Genomic DNA, 25,072 nt, shown 5'->3' with positions numbered 1-25,072 from the left:
ACGCTATGCTGCCCGCACAGTCAATTTCAAACCGAGCGCCCGAATGACGCCTGATAGCGTTTCCAGTGTCGGATTACCGCCTTCGCTGAAGGCCTTGTAGATCGTTTCGCGGCTGACCCCGGCTTCCTTTGCGAGCTGCGTCATGCCGCGGGCACGGGCGACGTCACCGATGACTGCGGCAATAAGTGCAGGGTCGCCGTCCTCGAATGCTGCTTCGACATAGGCTGCGATGGCTTCAGGACTGTCCAGATGTTCCGTCGGATCCCAAGGTTTGGTTTCGAGTGCCATGATCAAGCCTCCTTCGCGAGTGCTTTGGCCTTTGCAATATCGGCGTTCTGAGTGCTCTTGTCGCCACCGCATAGGAGCAGAACGAGTTCCTGGCCGCGTTTATGATAGTAAAGCCGATATCCCGGGCCGTAATCGATGCGAAGTTCGCTGATGCCTTCGCCGACAGGCTTTACATCGCCGGGATTTCCAAGCGAGAGGCGACGAATCCTCACCTGGATACGAGCAACCGCGTTGATATCTTTGATTTTGCCAAGCCACTCAGCGAACTCAGCGGTCTGACGGATTTCGATCATTTGTGTACTATAATACACAGAATTTCACTGTCAATTATAATACACAAAGCTATTGGTATTGAATCCAGATGATATGAAGGAGGTGGCGGTCAACGGTCATCGATTCCTGAGCCGGTTGGCAATCCTCTGCGCAGCGGCTATCAGTAGCGTATTCCGCAAATCAAAGAGCGCTTCCCATCATGTCCAATCCCGTCTGCGTCGAAATCACCCGTGGAAATCTCGTCGAGAGCCGTCATCGCGGTTCGGTTGCCGTCGTCGATGGCGATGGGACGTTGGTGCTGTCGCTCGGCGACATTGAGAGTGGTGTGTTTCCGCGTTCTGCCTGCAAGGCGATGCAGGCCTTGCCACTGGTCGAAAGCGGTGCGGCGGATGCCTATGGCTTTGGCAACACGGAATTGGCGCTGGCCTGCTCCTCGCATAGCGGCGAAGACGCGCATGTGGCGCTGGCTGCCTCCATGCTCGCCCGCGCCGGGCGGGACGTCAGCGCGCTGGAATGCGGCGCACATTGGTCTTTCGAGCAGAAGGCGATCATCCACCAGGCGCGCACGGTCGGAAAACCGTCGGCGCTGCACAACAACTGCTCGGGCAAGCACTCCGGCTTCGTTTGCGCCTGCTGCCATCAACATATCGATCCCAAAGGCTATGTCGGCTACGACCATCCGCTGCAGCGGCAGATTCGCGAGACGATGCAAAGCCTGACGGGAACGCCGCTTGGTTACGACAATTGCGGCACCGATGGCTGCTCGATCCCGAATTATGCCGTGCCGCTTAGAAGCTTGGCGCATGGCTTCGCCAAGATGGCGACCGGTAACGGCCTGGAGCCGCTGCGCGCCAAGGCCTCGCGCCGCCTGTTCGAAGCCTGCATGGCTGAACCCTTCTATGTTGCCGGCACCGGCCGCGCCTGCACCAAGCTGATGCAGGTCGCCCCCAGCCGCATCTTCGCCAAGACCGGCGCCGAAGGCGTATTCTGTGCAGCAATTCCTGAACAGGGCGTCGCGATTGCGGTCAAATGCGATGATGGCAGTGCCCGCGCAGCAGAAACCATGGTTGCAGCCGCGCTCGCCCGCTTCTTTGAAAAAGACAGTGACGTCCATGCCGGTCTGATGGGAATGGCCAATAGGGCGCTCAGCAACTGGAACGGCATCCATGTCGGCGACATCAGAGCCGCGGCCGCACTGGCGGCATAAAACGCCGGTAGAAGACTCCAACTTGGATGTGCATAGCGCATCTGCGTCAGTCGCTGATGGTGAAAATCGGAACCTGTGCGCTGCGATAGGGCGCCAGGCTCGCCTCACTGATATCTGACGGCACGACCATGCCCGAAACCGCCGTGATGGGCAGGATATGGCAGGGAGAGGCGGCATCCAATTTCTCCTGGGTCACCATCACATAGGTTTCCGCCGAGCATTGCGCGATATGCCGTTTGATGGCGGCCTCCTCGAAATCGCCGGTAGAAAGGCCGTGAACGGGGTGAATAGCGGTGACACCGAGGAAGAAAATGTCCGGGCGCACCAGTGAGATTGCCGCAATCGCCGCCGCGCCCGTCGCCACCATTGAGTGTTTGTAGAGTTTGCCGCCGATCAGGATCACGTCGGCTGTCGGATGATGTTCCAGCTCGCCCGCGATCGTCGGGCTATGCGTGATCACGGTGAAGGCAAAATTCCGGGGAAGATGGCGGGCGATTTCCGCCGTCGTCGTTCCACCATCGAGAAACACCGTCCGTCCTGGTCGGACCATCCTCGCCGCATAGGCGCCGAGCTGCCGCTTCGCATCCGGCGACACGCCCCGTCGCGTTGAGAAATCCGGCAGTTCCGGTGCGAGCGGCAACGCGCCGCCATGCACGCGCTTCAGCAGCTTTTCCGCCGCCATTTCCCTCAGGTCCCTGCGGATCGTGTCTTCGGACAGACCCAAATCATCGGCAATTGTCTTGGCGATCACCTGACCGTCGCGGCGCAGGATATCGAGGATGAGAGCCTTTCGCTGGATTGTAAGCATGCCTGTTTCCGCACGATAATTCATGAAATATCGTGAAATTATCAGAAATGAGTCGACAATCAAGAAATTTAGCGCATATTCGTGCAAAATCCTGCATGATGCGGGGAAGAGGAGATGTGACATGTTGATCTTGATTGCCGGGCCATATCGTTCGGGAACCGGAGACGATCCCCGGAAGATGGCCGAGAATCTCATGCGGCTGGAGGAGCCGTCCTATGCGCTGTTCAAGGCGGGGCATGTGCCTATGATCGGCGAATGGGTCGCCTTGCCGGTCTGGCACGCTGCTGGCGGCAAAAGCATCGGCGACGATCTCTATGAAGAAATATTCCACCCGACCGCCGGCCGACTGCTGCAATTGTGCGAGGGCGTTCTCAGGCTCCCAGGCGAGTCCAAGGGAGCCGACAACGACGTGCGCATCGCCGACGAACGCGGTATCCCGGTCTGGTATCGGCTGGAGGATGTGCCGGGCTGCGGCTAACGGACTGGCGGCGTGCCTCCCACAAGGGCGATGCGCAGACGGCATCCATCAAAAGCTTTCATGATCGATATCAGTGCTGGCCACTTCCGTATTGCCACGGTCGCAGCTAACGTCGAGTGAAATCGAGGAGGAAACGGATATGCTGAATTTGTATTTCTCACCGGGTAGTTGTGCGCTCGCCAGCCTTATAGCACTCGAGGAGTCGGGCCTCGCCTACGAGGCGCGGCGCCTCAATTTTGCCGTTGGAGAGCAGCGTTCGCCGGATTATCTGGCAATCAATCCCAAGGGACGTGTTCCGGCTCTGGTGACCGACAAGGGCGTTGTCACGGAAAACGTGGCGATCCTTGCCTATGTTGCCCAGATCGCGCCGGCTGCCCGGTTGGCGCCACTCGACGATCCCTTCGATTTTGCCCGCATGCAGGCCTTCAACAGCTATCTCGCCTCGACCGTCCATGTAAACCACGCTCACAAAGGGCGCGGCTATCGCTGGACCGACGATGCCGCGGCAATCGAAGCGATGAAGGCCAAGGTGCCGCAAAACATGGGCGAGTGTTTCGCGCTGATCGAGGAGAAGATGCTGGAAGGGCCGTGGGTGATGGGCGAGCAGTACACCGTCGCCGACGGCTATCTCTTCACGCTGGCAAGTTGGTTGCCGGGCGATGGCGTCGATCGGGCTAGCTTTGAGAAGGTCAGCGCCCATCACGCGCGTATGCTTGAGCGGCCGGCCGTGCAAAGGGCCATCGACGCCGAGCGGGTTTGATCACTCGGCGTCGAAGGCGGCCAGCAATTTCTTCGGTGCCCGAAACCGCCAGGCCTCGATCAGCCGCAGTTGCAGTTCGTCGTCGCCGATGGCGGCGATGCGCAATGGCAGCGACGGCCAGCCGACATAGTGATCCGTCTGGAAATAGATCTCCGGCGCCATCTCGATTAGCTGCTCCTTGCGGTCGATCGGCACCGCCAGCACGATCGTCTCGTCATTCTTGATGGAAACGAAAGCCTTGCCGCCCACCTTCAGCGCCGGCATACCATAGTGGGTGCTGATCTCGACCTCGGGTAGGCGGGCTTCCGCTACAGCGCGTTGGAGGCGCTGGAAGATCGCGTCAATATCGATGCCTATAGCCATACTGCGCCATCTCGTTCCGATCGGATATCGTTGAGGAAACATACATGATCGGAAGCGGGCGCCGAAGAGCCGGTTGGGATCGTTCAGCGCCGTGAGATGACTTGTTCCTGCGTTATACGCATTGTTTCAATCTCAGATCTTGCCCCTCCGCCTTCCGTCCCAAATTCTCCGGCGTCAGCGGCAGATCGGCCAGTTCCTCCAGCGACATGGCCGCCAGAGCCGGATGCTGCAACGGGTCGTCCTGCCGCTCGCTGTCGTCGTGCAGCAGATGATTCAAGAAAAGCTTCAGTATCGACATGCCATGCCTCCTCGTTCTTCCGCGATGATGCGCCCTGAGGCGGTTAGTCGGCGGGACGGTGGCGGTTCGGGTTTTATGCCGCGATGATCGCGCGCATCGGGCAGCTTTTCAATTGAGAATGCCGGCATGCTGATATAGATATTCTATATGAAGAATCTCAACAGCGTTCATCTGAATGGTCTCCGGGCGCTAGAGGCCGTGGGACGGCTCGGGTCGTTGCAGGCGGCCGCCGATGAGCTTGGCGTGACCATCGGCGCCGTCAGCCAGCAGGTGATCAAGGCCGAGGCGCAATTGGGGCGACCGGTTTTCGAGCGCACGCCGAAAGGGATGACGGTGACGGAGGCGGGTATCTCGGTTCTGGCGCGGCTCGGCGAAGGCTTTCAGGCGCTCTCGGCGGCGGTCACCGCCGCACAGCATCGCGACGACAATATCCTCACCATCTCGGTTGCGCCGGTCCTCGCCGCCCGCTGGTTGGTGCATCGGCTTGATCGCTTCGCCAAGCGCCATCCGGATATCAGGCTCCGCATCGACGCCACCACGCAACTCGTCAATCCGGCAACATCGGATGTCGATATCGGCATCCGGGTCGGCAATGGGCACTGGGCGGGCGTGAAATCCGAACTGCTATTGGCGCAGGAAATCTTTCCGGTCGTCACACCGCAGATCGCCGCCAAACTCAAGCAGCCTGCGGATCTGTTAAATGTGCCCGCCGTCATTGACGGGCATGCCATGTTCACCTGGGATGTCTGGCTCAAGGAGGCAGGCCTCTCCGGCAAATGCATGGAAGAGCGACATATCTTCAACGATGCGTCGCTCTGCCTCGATGCCGCCATGTCGGGCCAGGGCGTAATGCTTGCCTGGCAAACGCTGGCCGCCTATGCGTTGCAACAGAAGTGCCTCGTGGATCCCTTCGGTATCCGCGCGAAAACCGGTATCGGCCACTATTTCATCACGGCGGAAGGCGTGCGCGAGGCGAAAAAAGTCACCGCCTTCAAGAGCTGGATCAGAGAAGAGATGGATGAGAGCATGCAGCTCTTCCGTTGAGCGGCCTCAGATCGGCTCCTTGCCGCGTGTTGCCTGCATTGCCTTATAGGCGGCTCGCGACTGGCAGCGCTCGATCCAGATCTTTACGTTCGGATGGCTATCGAACAAAGCCTGTTCGGTCTGCGCATAGCGCAGCACCTCTGCGAGATTGAGATCGGCGACGGTGAAGCGATCGCCCAGGAGGTATTCCCGGTTCGTCAGGTGCTTTTCCAGCACGTCGAGTGGCCGCTTCAGCGACCGGCAGGCAACCGCGATTCCAGCCTTGCCTGCATCGGTGTTCTCCTGTGCGCGGTCATATATGCGCACGAGGGCCACGGAATGAGGCTCTACCTCCGTTGCCGCCCACATGGTCCACATGCCGAGCAGACCCTCTTCCTCCACCGTCTGCCCCGACAGCGGTCCGCCATGCTTGCGGGCGAGATAGAGATTGATGGCGAGCGATTCATGCATGACGAGATCACCGTCCTTGATGGCGGGGATCATGCCCATCGGATTGACGGCCAAGAATTCCGCCGACATCGTATTGACCGGCGCTTCTGGGTTTAAGGGATTACCGAGCCGGCTGGCCTGGATCACGGGCACGGATTGAAAGGGAATGCCAAGCTCCTCCGCCATCCAGTAGTTGCGCGATGCGCGTGAGCGATAGACGCCGTAAATTGTCAGCATGGTCGGTCTCCGAAAATCGAGTCGAAGCGAGGTTATTGGCGGCGTTCGGTAAACGGAAGAGGCGCGGGTTTATATCTGCAATGAAAGCTTTTGATGAGTGCGCAGGGATCAAGCACGAAAATATCCGTAAAGCCCTTCAATCTTTGCGAATCATGCCGGCCGCGCACTGCCTTCGTTCGGAAATTAGCAATGGCGCATGCTACTGTTAGCCTGGATTTTCGCCGGTGCGGTAGGAGGCATTCGGCGAGGATATTTTACGCAATCGGTGACTGCGATCTCGGGAGGAGAGCAGATGCTAGCGACGAGCGTATCGCTTGACGACAAATATACAGCAGATGAAGGCCGCGTCTTCATGACCGGGCTGCAGACCCTCGTGCGTCTGCCGATGACCCAGATGCGCCGCGACCGCGCCGCCGGCCTCAACACCGCAGCCTTCATATCCGGCTATCGCGGCTCGCCGCTCGGCGGCTACGATCAGCAGCTTCTGAAAGCCAAGACCTATCTCGACGCGAATGATGTCACCTTCCAGCCAGGCATCAACGAAGACCTTGCAGCCACCGCCATCTGGGGCACGCAGCAAGTCGGCCTGTCGCCCGGCGTGCGCAAGGATGGCGTGCTCGGCATATGGTACGGCAAGGGTCCTGGCGTCGACCGCTCCGGTGATGTGCTGAAACATGGCAATGCCGCCGGCACGTCGAAACATGGCGGCGTCCTCTGTTTCGCGGGCGACGATCATTCCGCCAAATCCTCCACGATCCCGCACCAGACCGACCATGATTTCATGTCGGCGGTCATCCCGGTCATCTATCCATCCTCGATCCACGAATTCCTCGAATATGGCCTGCTCGGCATCGCCATGTCGCGCTATTCCGGCTGCTGGGTCGGCATGAAATTCATTGCCGACACGATCGAGACGACGGCCGCCGTCGATCTCTCGGGCGAGAAGCGGCAATTCGTGCTGCCGACCGATTTCGAGCTGCCGCCCGGCGGCTTGAATCTGCGTTGGCCCGATTCGCCGCTGATGCAGGACGATCGTCTGCAGACCTACAAGGCCTATGCCGCTATCGCCTTTGCCCGCGCCAATCGCGTCGATGAAATCACCCATGATGTGCCCAATGCCCGCTTCGGCATCATCTCCTCCGGCAAGGCCTATGAGGACGTACTGCAGGCACTGCGCGAACTCGAAATCGGCCCGAAGGAAATGGCCGCAATCGGCCTGCGTATCTTGAAAGTCCGTATGCCCTGGCCGCTGGAGCCTGAAGCCGTCCGGCATTTTTCCGAAGGGCTGGACGAGGTGCTCGTCGTTGAGGAGCGGCGCGAGATCATCGAAAATCAGATCAAGCAGCAGCTCTTCAATTGGCGCGCCGATGTCCGTCCGCGCATCGTCGGCAAGTTCGATGAGCACGACAAGCCCTATCTCAGCCTGTCGGCGGCGCTGACGGTTGGTGCGGTGGCGCGGGCTATTGCCGGGCGCATCGTCAAGCTGGATCTCGATCCTTCGCTGCACGACCAGATCGCCGCCAAGCTCGCCTATCTTGCCGAACGCGGCCAGATCAGCCGCACGCATGTCGCGCCCTTGCAGCGTACGCCGTTCTTCTGTTCCGGCTGCCCGCACAACACATCCACCCGTGTTCCCGAAGGCAGCCGCGCCATGGCCGGTATCGGCTGCCACTACATGGTCACCTGGATGGACCGAAACACCCAGACCTTCACGCAGATGGGCGGGGAGGGCGTGCCCTGGACGGCAATTGCCCGTTACACTGACGAGAAGCACATGTTCGTCAATCTCGGTGACGGCACCTATTTCCATTCCGGCATTCTCGCCATCCGCCAGTCGGTCGCCGCGAAAGTCAACGTTACCTATAAGCTGCTCTACAACGACGCCGTTGCCATGACCGGCGGTCAGCCGATCGACGGTTATCTGACGCCTCAACTCTTGACCCGTCAGTTGCATGGCGAGGGCGTTTCGCCGATCTATCTGCTCGCCGAAAATCCTTCGGCCTATGCGGCATCGGACCTGGCTCCCGGCGTCAAGGTGCTGCATCGCGACAATATCGATCAGGTGATGCTGACGCTGCGCGAAACCGAAGGCTGCTCGGCGATCGTCTATGTCCAGACCTGCGCGGCGGAAAAACGCCGCCGCCGGAGCCGTGGCCTGATGGAGGACCCGGCCAAGCGCGTCTTCATCAATCCGGCTGTCTGCGAAGGCTGCGGCGATTGCTCGGTGCAATCCAACTGCATCTCGGTCGAGCCGCTAGAGACGGAGTTCGGCCGCAAACGGCAGATCAACCAATCGAGCTGCAACAAGGACTTCTCCTGCGTCAAAGGCTTCTGCCCGTCTTTCGTGACCGTCCATGGCGGCAAGCGCCGCAAACGCAAGGCGCTGGAACACGCGGATGCCAAGGTGCCGATGCCGGAGGTCCCGGTGATCGGCGAGCATCCCTGGAACATCGCGATCGCCGGCGTCGGCGGTACCGGTATCCTGACGATCGGTGCCATCCTCGGCATGGCGGCTCATCTCGACGGCAAGGTGCCGATGATCCTCGACATGGCCGGTCTCGCGCAGAAGGGCGGCGCGGTGATGAGCCATCTGCGCATTGGTTATAGCGAAGCCGACGTCACCTCGTCGCGCATCGTCAACGGCGGCGCCGACCTGCTGCTCGCTGCCGACGAAGTGGTCGGCGCGTCCAAGGATGCGATTACGCTGTGTGCCTCGAACCGCACGACGGCCATCGTCAATACCGGCCTCATACCGGTCGCTGATTTCGTTCGCAACCGCGATTTCGATTTCAAGATCGGCTCGATTCAGCACACCATCGCCAAGACCGTCAGTGACAAATCCGTCTTCCTCGATTTTGGTCATGTGGCAAGCGAGGTCACCGGTGATGCCATGTCGACCAATATTCTTCTCACTGGCTTTGCCTGGCAGCGCGGCTTGCTGCCGCTGTCGCTGGAAGCCATCGAGAAGGCGATCGAGCTCAACGGCGTCGCCGTGAAAGCCAGCCTCTCGGCCTTCCACTGGGGCCGTCTGCTGGCGCATGATCCGCAGGCCGTAAAGGAGATGATGACGGAGCCGGATGCCGACAAGACACTTGCAGAGATGAGCCTCGACGAGTTGATTGCCCACCGCAAGGGGCATCTGACTGCCTATCAGAACGCCGCACTTGCCGATCGCTATGGCGCGTTCGTCCAGCGTGCAATCGCCGCGGCTGCCAGGGAACGGCTTTCGGACAAGGTGCCCTTCGCCGTCGCCACGACCTATGCGCGGGTGCTGGCCTATAAGGACGAATATGAGGTGGCGCGGCTGCTGACCGATCCGGCCTTCGAGGCGCATTTACGCGACGAGATGGAAGGCGATTTCAAGCTGGCCTTCAATCTGGCGCCGCCGATGCTGGCCGGCAAGGATCCGAACGGCCGACCGAAGAAGCGGGAATTCGGCCCCTGGATATTGCCGCTGCTACGCAGGCTTGCGCCGATGAAGCGGTTGCGCGGTACGGTCTTCGATCCCTTCGGCTATATGCGGGAGCGCCGGCTGGAACGTCGGTTGATCGGCGAATACGAGGCGATTGCCGGCCGCGTTCTCAACGGCCTGCGCGCGGGTAATGAAACGGAGGCCCTTGCCATCCTGTCGTTGTTTGATGAAATCAGAGGCTTCGGACCGGTCAAGGAGGCGGCGGCCCGCAAGGTCATGGCGCGGATCGCCGAGAAGCTGAAGACCTATGAAATAGCGGAGGAGAAGCATCAGGTTCCTGCCGATGCGGCATGATGGTCTCAAAGAGGGGCGCGAGGAGAGTATGATCCTCAATGGCGCATAGCCATTCCGGGATCATGCATCGGGAAAAGCGGGAGGAGAAGGCAATGTATGCTGGAGGATTGAACTTTGCGCTCGGGGAGGAGATCGAGGCGCTGCGCGATAGCGTGCGCCGCTTTGCCGGTCAGCGCATCGCACCGCTCGCTGACGAGTTCGACCGCAACAATGGTTTTCCGATGGAGCTGTGGCGGGAAATGGGCGATCTCGGGCTGCTCGGCATCACTGCCGACGAAGCCTATGGCGGCGCCGGCCTCGGCTATGTAGCGCATGCGGTCGCTATGGAAGAAATCAGCCGCGCCTCGGCCTCCGTCGGCCTGAGCTACGGCGCCCATTCCAATCTTTGCGTCAACCAGATCAACCGCAACGGCACCGACGAGCAGAAGGCGCGTTACCTGCCTAAATTGATCTCCGGCGAGCATATCGGCGCGCTTGCCATGTCGGAGCCCGGCTCGGGTTCCGATGTCGTTTCGATGAAGCTTCACGCCGAAAAGCGCGGCGACCGCTATGTGCTGAACGGCAGCAAGATGTGGATCACCAACGGTCCGGATGCCGACGTGCTGGTCGTCTATGCCAAGACCGCGCCGGACGCCGGCCCGCGCGGCATCACCGCTTTCCTGGTCGAGAAGGGTTTCGAGGGGTTCTCGGTGGGCCAGAAACTCGACAAGCTCGGCATGCGCGGCTCCAGCACCTCGGAGCTGGTTTTTATCGATTGCCAGGTGCCGGCGGAAAATGTGCTAGGTCAGATCGATGGCGGCGTCCGCGTGCTGATGTCCGGCCTCGACTACGAGCGCGTCATCCTGTCCGGCGGCCCGCTCGGCATCATGGCCGCCTGCATGGACGTGGTGCTGCCCTATCTGCATGAACGCAGGCAGTTCGGCCAGCCGATCGGCGAATTCCAGCTCATGCAGGGCAAGCTTGCCGACATGTATGTAACCATGAACGCCGCCCGTGCCTATGTTTATGCGGTCGCCGCCGCCTGCGATCGCGGTGAAACGAACCGCAAGGACGCTGCGGGCTGCATTCTCTATGCTGCTGAAAAGGCGACCCAGATGGCGCTGGAATGCATCCAGGCCCTCGGCGGCAACGGCTATACCAACGACTATCCCGCCGGCCGGCTTCTGCGCGATGCCAAGCTCTACGAAATCGGCGCCGGCACCTCCGAAATCCGCCGCATGCTGATTGGGCGGGAACTCTTTGCCGAGACCCTCTGATTTTGAAATTTCGCCCCCAATTTTGGTGATACAGCATGACCGTCCTGAAGTCAGAAATAACCACCCATTCGGACCGTTTCAGGGACAATCGCGCCGCGATGCTAGAGGCGATCGGCGTGGCAAAGGCGGCGGTCTTGCGGGCCGCGGAGGGCGGCGGTGCGCAGGCGCGCGAGCGCCATGTCAGCCGCGGCAAGATGCTGCCGCGTGACCGGGTGGCAGGGCTGATCAATCCGGCGACGCCCTTTCTCGAAATCGGTACGACGGCTGCGCATGGCATGTATGGCGATGAGGCGCCGGGCGCGGGTTTGATCGCCGGCATCGGCCGCGTGGTGGGCCGCGATTGCATGATCGTCTGCAACGACGCCACCGTAAAGGGCGGCACCTACTATCCGATCACGGTGAAGAAGCATTTGCGGGCGCAGGAGATTGCGGCGGAAAATAATCTGCCCTGCCTCTATCTGGTCGATTCCGGCGGAGCCAACCTGCCGAATCAGGACGAAGTCTTTCCCGATCGCGATCACTTCGGCCGCATCTTCTACAATCAAGCTAATATGTCGGCGGCCGGCATTCCGCAGATCGCTGTGGTCATGGGTTCATGCACCGCCGGCGGCGCCTATGTGCCGGCCATGTCCGACGAGACCATCATCGTCGAGGGGCAGGGGACGATCTTTCTTGCCGGGCCGCCGCTGGTCAAAGCCGCGACCGGTGAGGTGGTTTCGGCCGAAGATCTTGGCGGCGGCGATGTGCATACGCGTCTTTCCGGCGTCGCCGATCATCTGGCGCGCGACGATGCCCATGCGCTGGCCTTGGCGCGGCAGGCCGTTGCCAATCTCAATCGCCACAAACCGACAACTGTGGAGCTGCGGGAGCCGGAGCCGCCGCTCTACGATCCGGAAGACATGCTCGGCATCGTGCCCTCCGATCTGCGCACGCCCTACGATGTTCGCGAAGTCATCGCGCGCATCGTCGACGGCTCGCGCTTTGACGAATTCAAGGCGCGCTATGGCGCGACACTGGTCTGCGGCTTTGCCCATATCCACGGCATTCCCGTCGGCATCATCGCCAACAACGGCGTGCTGTTTTCGGAATCAGCGCTGAAAGGTGCGCATTTCGTCGAGCTTTGCTCGCAGCGCAAGATCCCGCTGGTCTTCCTGCAGAATATCACCGGCTTCATGGTCGGCCGGAAATACGAGACGGAAGGCATCGCCAAGCACGGAGCCAAGCTGGTGACGGCTGTGGCGACGACGAAGGTGCCGAAGATCACCATGCTGATCGGCGGTTCTTTCGGCGCCGGTAACTACGGCATGGCCGGCCGTGCCTATTCGCCGCGCTTTCTCTGGACCTGGCCCAACAGCCGTATCTCCGTCATGGGCGGAGAGCAGGCGGCCGGCGTGCTGGCGACGGTTCGCGGCGAGGCCCTGGCGCGCGCCGGCAAGCCTTGGACGAAGGAGGAAGAGGCAGCCTTCAAACAGCCGACGCTCAGGATGTTCGAGACCCAGAGCCACCCGCTCTATGCCTCGGCGCGTCTCTGGGACGACGGCATCATCGACCCACGCAAGAGCCGCGATGTGCTGGCGCTGTCGCTTTCGGCCGCGCTCAATGCGCCCATCGAAGACACACGCTTCGGCCTGTTCAGGATGTGAGGAGATTGAGATGAAACGCGACATCATCAATGCCAAGAACGCACCTCAGCCACGCGGCGGCTATGCTCAGGCCGTGAAGCTCGAAAATTTCGAGAGATTGCTGTTTGTCAGCGGCCAGATTCCGACAACTGCCGACGATGCGCTTCCGGACGGATTTCAGGCGCAGGCGCGCCAGGTCTGGCTCAATGTCGACGCCCAGCTCAAGGCCGCGGGCATGAGCAAGGCTGATATCGTCAAGGTCACCACCTATCTCGCCGACCGTCACCATACGATTGAGAACCGCGAGATCCGCAGTGAGTATTTGGGCCCACTCACCCCGGCGATGACGGTGGTGATATCGGGCATTTTCGACACCGCATGGCTGCTCGAAGTCGAGGTCGTCGCCGCGCAATAGGGTTTGCCGATGTTTTCGAAGATATTGATCGCCAATCGCGGAGAAATCGCCTGCCGGATCATCCGTACGGCGAGGCGGATGAGTATCCGCACGGTCGCCGTTTATTCCGACGCCGATATCGCCGCACTGCATGTGGCTCTGGCCGATGAGACGGTCCATATCGGTCCGGCAACGGCGAGCGAGAGCTATCTTTCGAAGGAGAAGATCATCGCTGCCGCACGGCAATTCGGCGCCGAGGCCATTCACCCCGGCTACGGCTTTCTCTCGGAAAATGCCGATTTCGCAGAGGCCGTCGAAGCGGCCGGACTGGTTTTCATTGGCCCATCCCCGGCCTCGATCCGCGCCATGGGCCTGAAGGATGCGGCCAAGGCGTTGATGGAGCGCGCCGGCGTGCCTGTCGTTCCCGGCTATCACGGTGATAAGCAGGACGCGGCGTTCCTCGCGGAGCGGGCAGCGGAGATCGGCTTTCCCGTGCTGATCAAGGCACGGGCCGGCGGCGGCGGCAAGGGTATGCGGCGTGTCGACCGGCCGGAGGATTTCGCGTCTGCGTTGGAAGCGGCGAGACGCGAGGCGAAATCGGCGTTCGGTGATGATGCGGTGCTGATCGAAAAATATCTGACCCAGCCTCGTCACATCGAAATCCAAGTTTTCGGCGACAGCCATGGCAACGTCGTGCATCTCTTCGAACGCGATTGTTCTCTGCAGCGGCGGCACCAGAAGGTGATCGAGGAGGCGCCTGCGCCCGGCATGACGGAGGAGATGCGCAGCGCCATGGGCGAAGCTGCCGTCCGCGCGGCGCGGGCCATCGACTATCGCGGCGCCGGCACGGTCGAATTCATTGCTGATGTCTCCGAAGGCCTGTCGCCGGATCGTTTCTTCTTCATGGAAATGAACACCCGCCTGCAGGTCGAGCACCCGGTCACCGAGGCGATCGCCGGGGTCGATCTGGTCGAATGGCAATTGCGGATTGCCGGCGGCGAGCCCTTGCCGAAGACCCAAGCCGAGCTTGCCATCGAGGGCTGGGCCTTCGAGGCGCGGCTTTATGCCGAAGACCCGTCGCGGGGCTTCCTGCCAGCGACTGGCACACTCTCGCACCTCAGATTTCCCGATGGCGATATCCGCATCGACACCGGCGTACGCGAGGGCGACGGCATCACCCCGCATTACGATCCTTTGATCGCCAAGCTCACTGTCCACGCCCCAACCCGCCAAGCCGCCCTCGCCAAACTGGCGCGAGCGCTGCAGGATACGCAGATCGCCGGAACAACAAGCAATCTCGATTTCTTGGTCGGCTTGAGCCAACAGCCGGATTTTGTTGCGGGCCATCCGGATACGGGCCTGATCGACCGCGAAGCGGAGACGCTGACCGCAGCATCAATCCCGGACGACATTGCGCTTGCCATCGCCGCCATCTTCGAGGCGGGAGCCTTGGCGCGATTGCCAGGCAGCGACCCGTGGCAGGTGCTTGGCGCCTGGCAGCTTTGGGGCGAGGTGAGCCGGCCTGTTACGCTGCATCACAGCGGCAGCCATACGAACTGCCGCGTGATTGCGAAAGGACAAGATCTCTTCTCGGTGCATTTCGATGATCGCACTGTCGCCGTTCGCATCATCAACCGCAATGATGACGGCTGCCGTGTGGAGATCGACGGGCAGCAATTGCGTGCCGACTTTTTCCAAACGCCACATGACATGACGCTGTTCCTCGATGGCCGCACCCATCATTTCCATCGGCCCGACCCCTTGGATGGCGCCGAGGAAGAGGCCGCCGGTGGCGACCGGCTGGTTGCGCCCATGCCCGGCCTCATCAAGATCGTTCGGGTGCAGGAAGGCGATATGGTGGCGAAGGGTGAGGCGCTGATCGTCATGGAGGCCATGAAGATGGAACTGACGCTGACGGCCACGCGCGACGGTGTGGTGGAAAGCCTGCATGTCGGCGAAGGCGATCAGACCAGCGAAAGCGCCGTCCTGCTGTCGCTCCGGCCGGAGGATGCGCAATGACCGAGCGTCCTTCCAACCATGTCACTATCGTCGAAATGGCGCCACGAGACGGCCTGCAGAATGAGAAGCGGCTGATCGACACCGACACCAAGATCGAATTGGTGGATCTGCTTTCCGACTGCGGTTTCGAGCGTATCGAGGTCACCAGCTTCGTCAGCCCGAAATGGGTGCCGCAGCTCGCCGATGCTGCCGGGGTCATGGCAGGCATCAAACGGAAGCATGGCGTCCGCTATGCCGTGCTGACGCCGAATATGCAGGGGTTCGAAGCAGCGCTTGCCGCCGGCGCCGATGAGGTGGCGATTTTCGCGTCGGCCTCCGAAAGCTTTTCGATGCGCAATATCAATTGCTCCATCGCCGAAAGCATAGAGCGTTTCCGGCCGGTGGCGGCCGCAAGCCGCGACCGCGGTATTCCGCTGCGCGGCTACGTCAGTTGCGTCGTTGAATGCCCTTATGAGGGCGCGGTGCCGCCGGCGAATGCAGCAAGCGTCGCTCGGCAATTGCGGGAGCTCGGCTGCTACGAGATCAGCCTCGGCGATACGATCGGCAGGGGCGAACCGGAGGCGGTGGACAGAATGCTGGAAGCCGTGCTTGCCGATCTTCCCGCTACCATGCTGGCCGGCCATTTTCACGATACATCGGGCCGGGCGCTGGACAATATCGGCGTGGCCCTCGATCGCGGTCTGCGGGTGTTCGATGCCGCCGCCGGCGGTCTCGGCGGCTGTCCTTTCGCGCCCGGCGCTAAAGGTAATGTCGATACCGTGTCAGTTCACCACTATCTGGCATTGCATGGCTTCGAGACTGGCCTCGATGATGAAAAACTTGCCCACGCCGCCGCCTTTGCCCGTAGCCTCAGGAGCGCCGCATGACATCGCAAACCATCCACATCGCCATCGAGGAACGTGGCGTCGCCCGCCTGACTTTGGCGCGCCCGGAAAAACACAACGCCCTGTCGGTTGAAATGATCGATGCCCTGACCGAGGCTGCTTACGATCTTGGCAGGGATGCGAGCGTGCGCGTCGTGGTGCTTACGGGCGAGGGCGCGAGCTTCTGCGCCGGTGGCGATCTCGGTTGGATGCGGGCGCAGTTCGAAGCCACTCGTGCCGGCCGCATCGTTGAAGCCCGGCGGCTCGCGATGATGTTCAAGGCCCTGAATGAATTGCCGAAGCCGCTGATCGCCCGCGTGCACGGCAATGCCTTCGGCGGCGGCGTCGGCATCCTCAGCATCTGCGATATGGCGGTTGCCGCGGCGACTGCCCGCTTCGGCCTGACGGAAGTTCGCCTCGGCATCATCCCCGCTATCATCAGCCCCTATGTCGTTGCCCGCATCGGCGAGGCCAGGGCCCGTCCGCTCTTTCTTTCCGGCAAAGTCATCGACGCCTGGCAAGCCCACGCCGCCGGCCTCTTGTCCCGCGTCGTCCCTGAGGATGCACTGGACGAAGCCATCGAATCTGAAATCCGCCATCTCCTCGCCGCCTCGCCACAGGCGGCTGCGCGCGCCAAGGCATTGGCCCGTTCCCTCGGCATGCCGATCACCGACGAGCTCATCGACCATGTCATCACGCAACTGGCGGACACGTGGGAGACAGAGGAAGCAAGGGAAGGGGTCACAGCATTCTTCGAGCGGCGAGAGCCAAACTGGAGATAGGGAGGCCTATCCTAGTCTGTTTTTCTCTATTGTCAGTTGTGGAAAATCTTCGCGCCCTGTTACCGTCAGATCACCGGAGGCCGGTTTCTCCCAACGAAAGCCGATGACAGCGCCTTTTTCCACTTGTTGGAACAGATTGTCGGAAATAACAGCCGCACCCGCGCCGTCGGCGACGGAGACGGCGCAGCCGATGGGTGCTTGGCGGATGATATTGCCCGTAGCGACGATGTTGCGGAGATAGGGACCCCAGCCGAGTTTCAGGCCCCAGAGCGGGGCGCTTTCGATGAGGTTCGAAGCAATCAGCGTATCGGCTTCGGCCGAGATTCCGATGCCGAAGCCGCTCTCCTGAGGGTAGGGGCCGGTCATAGACAGGTTGCGGATGATGTTGCCGGTGACACTGGCGAGCCGACCGCCCTTGTCGAAATTGGCAATCGCGATACCGTTTGCCGCGCCGTCGACCAGATTGTTGCTGACCACGGCGCCTTCGAACTCGAATTCGCAGAAGATCGCCGTCTCGCCGGAGCGCAGGCATTGATTGCCTGTGATTTGCACGTTTGATGCCGAATTGGCGCGGACAGCAGTGAAGGCGCAATCGGCGATGTGGTTTCCGGAGACCAGGACATCGTCGGCGCGAAAAATATTGATGCCGTTGCCGTTCTGGCCGGTGCCGCCATCATTGGCGCCGATGCGGGCGATGCGATTGCCGGTGACGATGCTACCGTCTGCGCCCTTGTCCCAACGATGGATGAGAATGCCGCCATTACCGCAATCCTCGACAGTATTGCCGGTGACCGTCAGTCCGGTCGACTGGACGGAATAGAGGCCGGCTTCGGCGGCGCCCGATATGCGGCTGCGTTCGATCCGCCCGCCGCAGCGCTCCAGTTGCAGCGCATGTTTGCGGCTGCCGGCGATTTCGCAATTGTCGATCAGCACCTGATCAACGCCGGTAAATTGCAGCAACCCGCCGGCATAGTCGGCAAGCCAGCGGTTGCCGCCATCAAGAACGAGGCCGGAAAGTTCGATGCGCCTGGCCTTGTCGGCGCTCATCAGATGGCCTTCGCCGCCATAGACGAGCCGCGAAGCGCCGGGAATGCCGGTGATACGGGTATTGTCGGGCAGCGAAAGGTTCGAAACATCGTAGTTGCCCGGCGGCAGGAAGACCGGCGCGTTGTTGCGCGCGGCGTTATCGATCATCGCCTGGAGCTTGCCGCTTCTGATATCGCTGGTGCCCGGCGTCGCCCTATAGGCGATGGCATCGATCGGTCCGCGCATCTCGGCACCCGCGATCTTGGCGAGCGGCGCAGCAAGGGCGCGCGGGGCAAATAGGCCGGTTGCAGCCGAGGCGGCGATATAGGCGAGGAACGCGCGACGCTGGACCATGTGAACTCCTGGATTGAGCCTTCCGGAAGCAGAAAACGTGCCACGCGCATCTGTCTCGATTTGGCACGGAAAGAGGCCTGATTTTGCCAAGATGGGCCTCTTATTTTTCGGCTATTTCGCCTTTTATTCTTTCGTTCACCCATCTGCTTAAGAGGCTTGAAGGAAGCGCGAACTATAATGATCGCGTTTCGGTTGTGACATTTGAGGAGGCCGTGGTTGCGGCCGGGTTGGGAGAATGCGCCTCATGAATAAGCCGGCTTTTCAGCATGCGCGGACAGGCGAGCGTGGTCGTTCGCTTGATGTCGAGACGGAGCGCCTGTTGGCAGCTACGCAGGCGCTGATGGCGGCGAACGCGCACCACGTCGCCGATGGCATCGAGCAATTGCGCCTCAAGGCGATCGTGCATGAGCTGCCGGACTTTCTCTTCGTCAAGGATCGGGAAAGCCGCTTTGTCTTCGCCAATGCCGCCACGGCAAAAAGTCTCGGCTTGGAAAGAGCGAGCGCGATCACCGGAAAGACTGATTTCGATCTGGTGCCGCTGGAGCGGGCGACGAAATATTTCCGTATCGAGCAGGAAATCATCGCTACCGGCAAGCCGCGGCTCGATATGGAGGACGTCATTCCCTCTGCGACCGGCGGTAAGCCGGTCTATCGGTTGACCTCGAAGTTACCGCTGCGCAATGACCGCGGCGAGGTGATCGGCCTGATCTGCATTTCACGCGATATCACCGAGCGCAAGCGCCAGGAGCATCTGCGCCGCAGCCAGGCCGAGCTATTGGAGATGATCGCCAAGAGCGAGCCGCTGGAGATGATCCTCGAGGCGGTGGTGTTGATGGTCGAGGATCAACTTACCGATATCAAAGGATCGGTGCTGCTGCTGGATCCGGAAGGCATCCATCTCTCCCATGGAGCGGCACCCAATCTGCCCGCTGCCTATAGCCGTCTGATCGATGGCGTCGCCATCGGCCCGAAAGTCGGCTCCTGCGGCACGGCCGCCTGGCGCGGCAAGCCAGTCTTCGTCAACGACACCCAGACGGATCCGCTCTGGGAGGATTTTTGTGTTCTGGCCGCGCAATTCGGCCTACGCTCATGTTGGTCGACGCCGATCATGACCTCGCAGGGCAATGTGCTCGGCACGTTCGCGCTTTATTCCGGCACCGTGCGCGAGCCGACCGAACGCGAGCTGGAGCTGGTTGCCATGGCGACCCACATCGCCGGCATCGCCATCGAACGCAAGCGCGCCGAAGATCGCATCTATTTCATGGCCCATCATGACGACCTGACGGGTCTGCCGAACCGCGCCTTTCTCAAGGAGAACATGGCGAAAATCCTGTTCAAGGCGCGCCGAAACGGCCGCAAGGTGACGGTCGCTTATGTCGATCTCGACAATTTCAAGCAGGTCAATGACAGCCGCGGCCACAGCGCCGGCGATGAGCTCTTGAAGGAGCTGACGGCGCGCATGGTCGATAGCCTGCGCGCTTCCGATATGGTGGTACGCCTCGGCGGCGACGAATTCCTGCTGGTCATTGTCCATCAATCGCGCCATGACACCGGCATCACGCGGCGGCTGCGTGAACTGCAGAAGGCGATTACGCAGCCGGTGATGATCGGGGAAATCGAAGTCGCCGTCACGAGCAGTATCGGCGTCGCAGCCTTTCCGGCCGACGGGGAGACGCCGGACGAGCTGATCGCCTGCGCCGACGCGGCCATGTACAAGGCCAAGGAGCATGGCCGTAACCGGCTGCAGTATCATATTCAGAGATCGGACGCGGCTGGCGTCATGCCGCTGAGCGAGCAGGAAGAATTGCGCAAGGCGATCGGCGCCAAGCAGTTCTTTCTGGAATATCAGCCGCAGGTCGATGTCGCGAGCGGCCGGGTGGTCGGCCTGGAGGCGTTGGTGCGCTGGCGTCATCCGCGCCACGGCATGCTGCCGCCCGGTCAGTTCATCCCGCTGGCCGAAGAATCCGGGCTGATCATCCCGCTCGGCTTGTTCGTGCTGAACGAGGCCTGTCGACAGGCCAAGGAATGGCAGGAAATGGGCCTGCCGCCGGTCACGGTCGCCGTCAATGTTTCGGCTCGGCAATTCAGCGATCCGGCGCTTGCCGTGCACGTCACCGAAGCTCTGGAGGCGAGCGGCCTCGGCGCGCAATGGCTGGAGCTTGAGTTGACGGAGAGCACGCTGATGCATGACGTGCCGCGCGCCCTGCATGTGATGCAGGCGCTGAAGGCGCTTGGCGTGCGTCTTTCCATCGACGATTTCGGCACCGGCTATTCCAGCTTGGCGGCGCTGAAGACTTTTCCCTTCGACCGTCTCAAAATGGATCGCTCCTTCGTTGAGGCGTTGCCGCGCGACGAGACGACCGTCGCCATCGCCTCCACCGTCATCTCGCTTGCACGGCTGCTGCGTCTGGCGGTCGTCGCCGAAGGAGTGGAAACGGACGAGCAACTCGAGTTCCTGCGTCAGAGTCAGTGCCACGACGCCCAGGGCTTCTATTTCTCGCGGCCGGTCGGAGCGGCGGAAATCCCGAGGATTCTGACGAACGCCTACGATCGCCTCGCTTGAACCCATCCCTGTCCGCTGTAATTCTGCCTCCTATTAGCCGGCCCTTGAATTGATTCTGTATTGGGCTTTGCGCGAAGAGGGGAAGTGGATTTATGGGCAAGGGGCGTATCGAAGCCTTTTCCGATGGCGTGATCGCCATCATCATCACCATCATGGTGCTGGAATTGAAAGTGCCGCATGGCGAGGGGGTGCAGGCGCTCGTACCGCTGATCCCGACGCTGCTTTCCTATGTTCTGAGCTTCGTCTACGTCGGCATCTACTGGAACAATCACCATCATATGTTCCAGGCGGTGAAACACGTCGGGGGCGGCGTGCTTTGGGCCAATCTGCATCTGCTGTTCTGGCTGTCATTGATGCCCTTTGCCACCGGCTGGATGGACGAAAACGACTTCGCCATGACGCCCGTGATGGTCTATGGCTTCGTCTTGCTGATGTGCGGTTTTGCCTATTACATCCTCGGCCAGATGCTGATCCGTGTGCATGGCAGGGATTCCGATTTTGCCCACACGCTCGGTTCGGATCGTAAAGCCGGAATTTCCGTTAGCCTTTACATCGTCGCTATCATACTTGCCGCCATCAACCCGTTTATCTCCCTCGGCATCTATTTCATCGTCGCCTGCATATGGCTGGTGCCGGATCGACGGTTCGAGCGGATGATGAAGTAGACGAGCAGCTTCGCGCTGTGGGCGACTCAGGAAGCGTGTTAGTCCTTCGCTATGCGTGTCGCAGCCTTTCAACGCCTGGCAATGTTTGATGTCGTCGACAAGACAGGCGATGTGCTTGCACGCGATCTGGCATGGGCGGAGGAGCAAGGCATCGACCTCGCGCTTTTCCCGGAGTGCTATCTTCAGGGACACAGCTACGACAAGGAAATTGCCAGACGACGTGCGTTGTCTCTCGATGATCCCGCTCTGAAGTCTCTGATCAACCGCTGTGCATCGGGGAAGACGACTGCGATCATCGGCCTTTTCGAGCGGCGCGGGGAGGCGATCTGCAATAGCGCTGTTGTCGTAAAGGCAGGGCAGATATGCGGGGTCTATGCCAAGGCGCATCCGCTGGAAAGCGGCTGCGTGCCCGGAACGGATTTTCCGGTCTGGACGCTCCGCGATTGGCGCTTCGGCATCAATATCTGTTCCGATCTCCGATATCCCTACACGGCGGCTCGGCTCGCCAGAAGGGGAGCCGGCCTCATCTGCAATCCCGTCAACCTGATGCTGCGGCCTCACAAGGCGGAGAAGTGGCATAAGCCCTGCTTATCGGGCCTACAGACATGCGCCAAACATACGGGATGCTGGGTCATGTCGGCTGATGTTGTCGGCGGCAATGACGATGGCTGGCTAAGTTACGGCAGCACCGCGATCGTCGATCCGAACGGTGTCGTCGTTGCGAAGGCGAAGCCGTATAGCGAGGACGTCCTCGTCTTCGACCTGCCTGATCGACAACCCGAATGCGGATTCGATCAAAAAGCGCCAATGATCGCTACATAATTGCACAAATCACGCTATCCTCTCCCCTATGAGACCGGATCAATTGCTGTATCCCGCCCCTGAGGGGCTGTTCTGTCCGATCGGTGGCTTCTATGTCGATCCGGTGCGGCCAGTCGAACGGGCGTTGATAACGCATGGACATTCCGACCACGCCCGCTCCGGACATGCCCAAGTGCTCGCCACGCGCAAGACGCTGGACATCATGCGGATACGCTATGGCGATGGCTTTTCCGGATCCGAGCAGGCGGTCGGTTTCGGCGAGGAGCTGATCATCAACGGCGTTCGGGTGCGGTTTCATCCGGCCGGGCACGTGCTTGGGTCTGCACAGATCGCGGTGGAGAAGGATGGGCTGCGCATCGTCGTTTCCGGCGATTACAAGCGACGGCCGGACCCGACCTGCGCCGCCTACGTGCCCGTTGCCTGCGACGTCTTCATTACCGAGGCGACCTTCGGACTGCCGGTGTTCCATCATCCCGATCCGCTGGACGAGACGGCGAAGCTGCTGGCTTCGCTCCGGCAATTTCCGGAGCGCACCCATCTCATCGGCGCCTATGCGCTCGGTAAGGCGCAGCGCGTCATCCGGCTGCTGCGCGATGCAGGTTACGACAAGCCTATCTATATTCACGGCGCGCTGGAGACATTGTGCGGCTATTATGCCGGGCAGGGCATAGTCCTCGGCGAGCTGTTGCCGGCAACGATCGAAAGCCGGGATCAATCGATCTTCAAGGGCGCTGTCGTCGTCGGCCCACCCTCGGCTTTCCAAGACCGCTGGGCGAGGCGGTTCCATGAGCCTCTCCCTGCCTTCGCGTCGGGCTGGATGATGGTGCGCCAGCGCGCCAAGCAGCTCGGCGTCGAGCTGCCGCTGGTCATTTCGGATCATTGTGACTGGCCGGAGCTGACCGAGACCATCTCGGAGCTGAAGCCGGGCGAAGTCTGGGTCACCCATGGGCGCGAAGAGGCCCTTGTGCGCTGGTGCGAATTGCAGGGCATCCCGGCCAAGCCATTGCATCTGATCGGCTATGAAGACGAGGGCGACTGATGAAAGCCTTTGCCGACCTCCTCGATCGCCTGGTGTTGACGCCGAGCCGCAATGGCAAGCTGAAGCTGCTCACCGACTATTTCCGCGAGACGCCTGACCCGGATCGCGGCTACGGTCTCGCCGCGATCGCCGGCACGCTGGAGGTGCGCAACGTCAAGCCGGCCATGCTGCGCGAGCTCGTGCTGGAACGCATGGACGAAGTGCTGTTTCGTTACTCTTATGACTATGTCGGCGACCTCGCCGAGACCATCTCGCTGGTCTGGGACAAGGAAAGCGATATCGTCCGCCCGGCGGGCGAACAGCCGAAGCTCGGCGAGGTGGTGCGCCGGATGAATGCGCTGGGGCGTACCGAGGTGCGCAGCTTCGTTCGTGACCTGCTCGATCGGCTGGACACGTCAGGCCGTTTTGCCTTCCTGAAGCTCGCCACCGGCGCGCTGCGCATCGGTGTGTCGGCGCGGCTTGCCAAGCAGGCTTTGGCGGAGCTGAGCGGCAAGGACGTGACCGAGATCGAAACACTGTGGCACGGGTTGCAGCCGCCCTATGAAAGCCTGTTCCAATGGCTGGAGGGCAAGGGCGACAAGCCGGTGCTGGCGACGCCTGCGATCTTTCATTCCGTCATGCTCGCCAATCCCGTCGAGCCTGGCGATCTCACTGGGCTCGATCCCCTGGATTATGCCGCCGAATGGAAATGGGATGGCATCCGCGTCCAGCTTTCGCGGGCGGGAATGACGTGCAAGCTCTATTCCCGCTCCGGCGACGATATCTCCAGCGCCTTTCCGGACATCGTCGATGCCGTCAGCTTCGAGGGCGTCGTCGATGGCGAATTGCTGATCGGCGGCACGGCGCGCTCCAACAGCCCGACGCGTACCTTCTCCGACCTGCAGCAGCGGTTGAACCGCAAGACGGTGACGGCGAAGATGCTGGAGGAATATCCGGCCTTCATCCGTGCCTATGATCTGCTGTTCGATGGCGAAGAGGACGTGCGTGCCCGCGGCTTCCTCGATCGGCGTGAGCGGCTGACGGAAATTATCGAGGCAGCACCCCACGATCGCTTCGACCTCTCGCCGCTGGTCGAATTTACCTCCTGGGAGGAGTTGGACCAATTGCGTTCGTCTCCGCCCGATCCGGTTATCGAAGGCGTCATGATCAAGCGCCGCGACAGCGCCTATCTCGCCGGCCGTGCCAAGGGGCCGTGGTTCAAATGGAAACGCAATCCCTACAATGTCGATGCCGTGCTGATGTATGCCCAGCGCGGCCATGGCAAACGTTCCAGCTATTATTCCGATTTCACCTTCGGCGTCTGGTCGATGACGCCGGAGGGCGAACAACTGGTGCCGGTAGGCAAGGCCTATTTCGGCTTCACGGATGCAGAACTGGAAGTGCTCGACAAGTTCGTGCGCAACAATACGATCGATCGTTTCGGCCCGGTAAGGGCGGTGCGGGCCGATCGCGATTTTGGCTTCGTTCTCGAAGTCGCCTTCGAAGGGATCAACCGTTCGACGCGACATAAATCCGGTGTCGCCATGCGCTTTCCGCGCATTGCTCGTCTGAGACCCGACAAGCCGCCCTATGAGGCGGATCGGCTGGAAAATTTGGTGGCACTAATTGACGCCAAGGCTCCTGCCGTTGATGAATAAGTCAGGTCGATTCCTCACCACAATGTGAGTTGGCCCCGGCTTTCAACCCGTGCAGATTTCGATACTGCCGGGCATATTT

At 61.1% G+C, this 25,072-nt stretch carries 23 protein-coding genes; 16 read left to right on the top strand and 7 right to left on the bottom strand.

All coding sequences use genetic code 11. The features are described from left to right. Positions 1 to 3: 3 nt before the first annotated feature. Positions 4 to 288, bottom strand: coding sequence for an addiction module antidote protein (locus ACXHXG_RS02430; protein WP_104822356.1), 285 nt, complete (start codon positions 286 to 288; stop codon positions 4 to 6). 2 nt (positions 289 to 290) lie between these two features. Further along, entirely contained in the window at positions 291 to 581 is a 291-nt protein-coding gene (locus tag ACXHXG_RS02425) for a type II toxin-antitoxin system RelE/ParE family toxin (RefSeq protein ID WP_104822357.1), read from the bottom strand. Positions 582 to 760: 179 nt separating this feature from the next. Here ACXHXG_RS02425 and ACXHXG_RS02420 point away from each other — a divergent pair, with 179 nt between their 5' ends. Then, entirely contained in the window at positions 761 to 1,768 is a 1,008-nt protein-coding gene (locus tag ACXHXG_RS02420; RefSeq protein ID WP_457898395.1) for an asparaginase, read from the top strand. Between the two features lie 46 nt (positions 1,769 to 1,814). On the opposite strand, the gene ACXHXG_RS02415 is transcribed toward ACXHXG_RS02420, so the two are convergent. Further along, a complete protein-coding gene (locus tag ACXHXG_RS02415) occupies positions 1,815 to 2,576 on the bottom strand; it encodes a DeoR/GlpR family DNA-binding transcription regulator (RefSeq protein ID WP_457898394.1) in 762 nt (253 codons plus the stop codon). Positions 2,577 to 2,697: 121 nt separating this feature from the next. On the opposite strand from ACXHXG_RS02415, the gene ACXHXG_RS02410 reads away from it, so the two are divergent. Continuing rightward, positions 2,698 to 3,054 carry a DUF4406 domain-containing protein gene (locus ACXHXG_RS02410; RefSeq protein ID WP_457898393.1) on the top strand — a complete coding sequence of 119 codons (357 nt, stop codon included), beginning with the start codon at positions 2,698 to 2,700 and terminating at the stop codon, positions 3,052 to 3,054. 139 nt (positions 3,055 to 3,193) lie between these two features. Further along, complete coding sequence (locus ACXHXG_RS02405; RefSeq protein WP_283049534.1) at positions 3,194 to 3,814, top strand: glutathione S-transferase family protein; 621 nt, start codon at positions 3,194 to 3,196, stop codon at positions 3,812 to 3,814. Here the strand turns inward: ACXHXG_RS02405 and ACXHXG_RS02400 are convergent, their stop codons facing one another. Both ACXHXG_RS02400 and ACXHXG_RS02395 read right to left on the bottom strand, forming a co-directional pair. Further along, positions 3,815 to 4,177: an MmcQ/YjbR family DNA-binding protein gene (locus ACXHXG_RS02400; RefSeq protein WP_457898392.1), complete on the bottom strand. Its 363-nt coding sequence runs from the start codon at positions 4,175 to 4,177 to the stop codon at positions 3,815 to 3,817. A 112-nt stretch (positions 4,178 to 4,289) separates the two neighbouring features. Continuing rightward, entirely contained in the window at positions 4,290 to 4,475 is a 186-nt protein-coding gene (locus ACXHXG_RS02395) for a hypothetical protein (protein ID WP_283049536.1), read from the bottom strand. 147 nt (positions 4,476 to 4,622) lie between these two features. On the opposite strand from ACXHXG_RS02395, the gene ACXHXG_RS02390 reads away from it, so the two are divergent. Further along, a complete protein-coding gene (locus ACXHXG_RS02390; protein ID WP_457898391.1) occupies positions 4,623 to 5,519 on the top strand; it encodes a LysR substrate-binding domain-containing protein in 897 nt (298 codons plus the stop codon). Positions 5,520 to 5,525: 6 nt separating this feature from the next. Here ACXHXG_RS02390 and ACXHXG_RS02385 read toward each other — a convergent pair whose 3' ends face one another. After that, entirely contained in the window at positions 5,526 to 6,185 is a 660-nt protein-coding gene (locus tag ACXHXG_RS02385; protein WP_283049539.1) for a glutathione S-transferase family protein, read from the bottom strand. A gap of 292 nt (positions 6,186 to 6,477) precedes the next feature. Here ACXHXG_RS02385 and ACXHXG_RS02380 point away from each other — a divergent pair, with 292 nt between their 5' ends. The 7 genes from ACXHXG_RS02380 to ACXHXG_RS02350 all read left to right on the top strand — a co-directional run bounded on the left by ACXHXG_RS02380 (position 6,478) and on the right by ACXHXG_RS02350 (position 16,887). Next, positions 6,478 to 9,951, top strand: coding sequence for an indolepyruvate ferredoxin oxidoreductase family protein (locus ACXHXG_RS02380; RefSeq protein WP_457898390.1), 3,474 nt, complete (start codon positions 6,478 to 6,480; stop codon positions 9,949 to 9,951). A 92-nt stretch (positions 9,952 to 10,043) separates the two neighbouring features. Next, entirely contained in the window at positions 10,044 to 11,207 is a 1,164-nt protein-coding gene (locus ACXHXG_RS02375; protein WP_457898389.1) for an isovaleryl-CoA dehydrogenase, read from the top strand. 35 nt (positions 11,208 to 11,242) lie between these two features. Further along, positions 11,243 to 12,850: a carboxyl transferase domain-containing protein gene (locus ACXHXG_RS02370; RefSeq protein ID WP_457898388.1), complete on the top strand. Its 1,608-nt coding sequence runs from the start codon at positions 11,243 to 11,245 to the stop codon at positions 12,848 to 12,850. A 10-nt stretch (positions 12,851 to 12,860) separates the two neighbouring features. After that, the gene (locus ACXHXG_RS02365; RefSeq protein WP_457898387.1) at positions 12,861 to 13,244 is read left to right on the top strand and encodes a RidA family protein; all 384 of its coding nucleotides are present in this window, start codon (positions 12,861 to 12,863) and stop codon (positions 13,242 to 13,244) included. A gap of 9 nt (positions 13,245 to 13,253) precedes the next feature. Then, on the top strand, positions 13,254 to 15,242 hold the full coding sequence (locus tag ACXHXG_RS02360) for an acetyl/propionyl/methylcrotonyl-CoA carboxylase subunit alpha (protein WP_457898386.1): 1,989 nt from the start codon (positions 13,254 to 13,256) through the stop codon (positions 15,240 to 15,242). Beyond that, positions 15,239 to 16,108: a hydroxymethylglutaryl-CoA lyase gene (locus ACXHXG_RS02355; RefSeq protein ID WP_457898385.1), complete on the top strand. Its 870-nt coding sequence runs from the start codon at positions 15,239 to 15,241 to the stop codon at positions 16,106 to 16,108. The genes ACXHXG_RS02360 and ACXHXG_RS02355 overlap by 4 nt, the downstream gene beginning before the upstream one ends. Continuing rightward, entirely contained in the window at positions 16,105 to 16,887 is a 783-nt protein-coding gene (locus ACXHXG_RS02350; RefSeq protein ID WP_457898384.1) for a crotonase/enoyl-CoA hydratase family protein, read from the top strand. The genes ACXHXG_RS02355 and ACXHXG_RS02350 overlap by 4 nt, the downstream gene beginning before the upstream one ends. 6 nt (positions 16,888 to 16,893) lie before the next feature. Here ACXHXG_RS02350 and ACXHXG_RS02345 read toward each other — a convergent pair whose 3' ends face one another. After that, positions 16,894 to 18,267 (bottom strand): TIGR03808 family TAT-translocated repetitive protein, encoded by a 1,374-nt coding sequence (locus tag ACXHXG_RS02345; RefSeq protein ID WP_457898383.1) that lies wholly within the window; start codon positions 18,265 to 18,267, stop codon positions 16,894 to 16,896. A 244-nt stretch (positions 18,268 to 18,511) separates the two neighbouring features. Here ACXHXG_RS02345 and ACXHXG_RS02340 point away from each other — a divergent pair, with 244 nt between their 5' ends. The 5 genes from ACXHXG_RS02340 to ACXHXG_RS02320 all read left to right on the top strand — a co-directional run bounded on the left by ACXHXG_RS02340 (position 18,512) and on the right by ACXHXG_RS02320 (position 24,993). Next, positions 18,512 to 20,830: a sensor domain-containing protein gene (locus ACXHXG_RS02340; protein ID WP_457898382.1), complete on the top strand. Its 2,319-nt coding sequence runs from the start codon at positions 18,512 to 18,514 to the stop codon at positions 20,828 to 20,830. Positions 20,831 to 20,922: 92 nt separating this feature from the next. Further along, the gene (locus ACXHXG_RS02335) at positions 20,923 to 21,495 is read left to right on the top strand and encodes a TMEM175 family protein (RefSeq protein WP_104822372.1); all 573 of its coding nucleotides are present in this window, start codon (positions 20,923 to 20,925) and stop codon (positions 21,493 to 21,495) included. Between the two features lie 81 nt (positions 21,496 to 21,576). After that, positions 21,577 to 22,317: a carbon-nitrogen hydrolase family protein gene (locus ACXHXG_RS02330; RefSeq protein WP_457898381.1), complete on the top strand. Its 741-nt coding sequence runs from the start codon at positions 21,577 to 21,579 to the stop codon at positions 22,315 to 22,317. Between the two features lie 28 nt (positions 22,318 to 22,345). After that, entirely contained in the window at positions 22,346 to 23,356 is a 1,011-nt protein-coding gene (locus tag ACXHXG_RS02325) for a ligase-associated DNA damage response exonuclease (RefSeq protein WP_457898380.1), read from the top strand. Continuing rightward, on the top strand, positions 23,356 to 24,993 hold the full coding sequence (locus tag ACXHXG_RS02320; protein ID WP_104822375.1) for a cisplatin damage response ATP-dependent DNA ligase: 1,638 nt from the start codon (positions 23,356 to 23,358) through the stop codon (positions 24,991 to 24,993). Before ACXHXG_RS02325 ends, ACXHXG_RS02320 begins: the two co-directional genes overlap by 1 nt. The last annotated feature ends 79 nt before the right edge of the window (positions 24,994 to 25,072 follow it).

The organism is Rhizobium sp. LEGMi-198b, from assembly GCF_054114205.1.
This window is presented reverse-complemented; position numbering and strand designations above follow the sequence as displayed.

Excerpts from the sequence above, each read along its gene's own strand:
- ACXHXG_RS02375 (WP_457898389.1), top strand. The coding sequence starts at position 10,044 with ATGTATGCTGGAGGATTGAACTTTGCGCTCGGGGAGGAGATCGAGGCG.
- ACXHXG_RS02380 (WP_457898390.1), top strand. The coding sequence starts at position 6,478 with ATGCTAGCGACGAGCGTATCGCTTGACGACAAATATACAGCAGATGAA.
- ACXHXG_RS02325 (WP_457898380.1), top strand. The coding sequence starts at position 22,346 with ATGAGACCGGATCAATTGCTGTATCCCGCCCCTGAGGGGCTGTTCTGT.
- ACXHXG_RS02335 (WP_104822372.1), top strand. The coding sequence starts at position 20,923 with ATGGGCAAGGGGCGTATCGAAGCCTTTTCCGATGGCGTGATCGCCATC.
- ACXHXG_RS02360 (WP_457898386.1), top strand. The coding sequence starts at position 13,254 with ATGTTTTCGAAGATATTGATCGCCAATCGCGGAGAAATCGCCTGCCGG.
- ACXHXG_RS02410 (WP_457898393.1), top strand. The coding sequence starts at position 2,698 with ATGTTGATCTTGATTGCCGGGCCATATCGTTCGGGAACCGGAGACGAT.
- ACXHXG_RS02350 (WP_457898384.1), top strand. The coding sequence starts at position 16,105 with ATGACATCGCAAACCATCCACATCGCCATCGAGGAACGTGGCGTCGCC.
- ACXHXG_RS02425 (WP_104822357.1), bottom strand. The coding sequence starts at position 581 with ATGATCGAAATCCGTCAGACCGCTGAGTTCGCTGAGTGGCTTGGCAAA.
- ACXHXG_RS02345 (WP_457898383.1), bottom strand. The coding sequence starts at position 18,267 with ATGGTCCAGCGTCGCGCGTTCCTCGCCTATATCGCCGCCTCGGCTGCA.
- ACXHXG_RS02340 (WP_457898382.1), top strand. The coding sequence starts at position 18,512 with ATGAATAAGCCGGCTTTTCAGCATGCGCGGACAGGCGAGCGTGGTCGT.
- ACXHXG_RS02415 (WP_457898394.1), bottom strand. The coding sequence starts at position 2,576 with ATGCTTACAATCCAGCGAAAGGCTCTCATCCTCGATATCCTGCGCCGC.
- ACXHXG_RS02430 (WP_104822356.1), bottom strand. The coding sequence starts at position 288 with ATGGCACTCGAAACCAAACCTTGGGATCCGACGGAACATCTGGACAGT.
- ACXHXG_RS02395 (WP_283049536.1), bottom strand. The coding sequence starts at position 4,475 with ATGTCGATACTGAAGCTTTTCTTGAATCATCTGCTGCACGACGACAGC.
- ACXHXG_RS02370 (WP_457898388.1), top strand. The coding sequence starts at position 11,243 with ATGACCGTCCTGAAGTCAGAAATAACCACCCATTCGGACCGTTTCAGG.
- ACXHXG_RS02355 (WP_457898385.1), top strand. The coding sequence starts at position 15,239 with ATGACCGAGCGTCCTTCCAACCATGTCACTATCGTCGAAATGGCGCCA.
- ACXHXG_RS02330 (WP_457898381.1), top strand. The coding sequence starts at position 21,577 with ATGTTTGATGTCGTCGACAAGACAGGCGATGTGCTTGCACGCGATCTG.
- ACXHXG_RS02400 (WP_457898392.1), bottom strand. The coding sequence starts at position 4,177 with ATGGCTATAGGCATCGATATTGACGCGATCTTCCAGCGCCTCCAACGC.
- ACXHXG_RS02390 (WP_457898391.1), top strand. The coding sequence starts at position 4,623 with ATGAAGAATCTCAACAGCGTTCATCTGAATGGTCTCCGGGCGCTAGAG.
- ACXHXG_RS02420 (WP_457898395.1), top strand. The coding sequence starts at position 761 with ATGTCCAATCCCGTCTGCGTCGAAATCACCCGTGGAAATCTCGTCGAG.
- ACXHXG_RS02320 (WP_104822375.1), top strand. The coding sequence starts at position 23,356 with ATGAAAGCCTTTGCCGACCTCCTCGATCGCCTGGTGTTGACGCCGAGC.
- ACXHXG_RS02365 (WP_457898387.1), top strand. The coding sequence starts at position 12,861 with ATGAAACGCGACATCATCAATGCCAAGAACGCACCTCAGCCACGCGGC.
- ACXHXG_RS02405 (WP_283049534.1), top strand. The coding sequence starts at position 3,194 with ATGCTGAATTTGTATTTCTCACCGGGTAGTTGTGCGCTCGCCAGCCTT.
- ACXHXG_RS02385 (WP_283049539.1), bottom strand. The coding sequence starts at position 6,185 with ATGCTGACAATTTACGGCGTCTATCGCTCACGCGCATCGCGCAACTAC.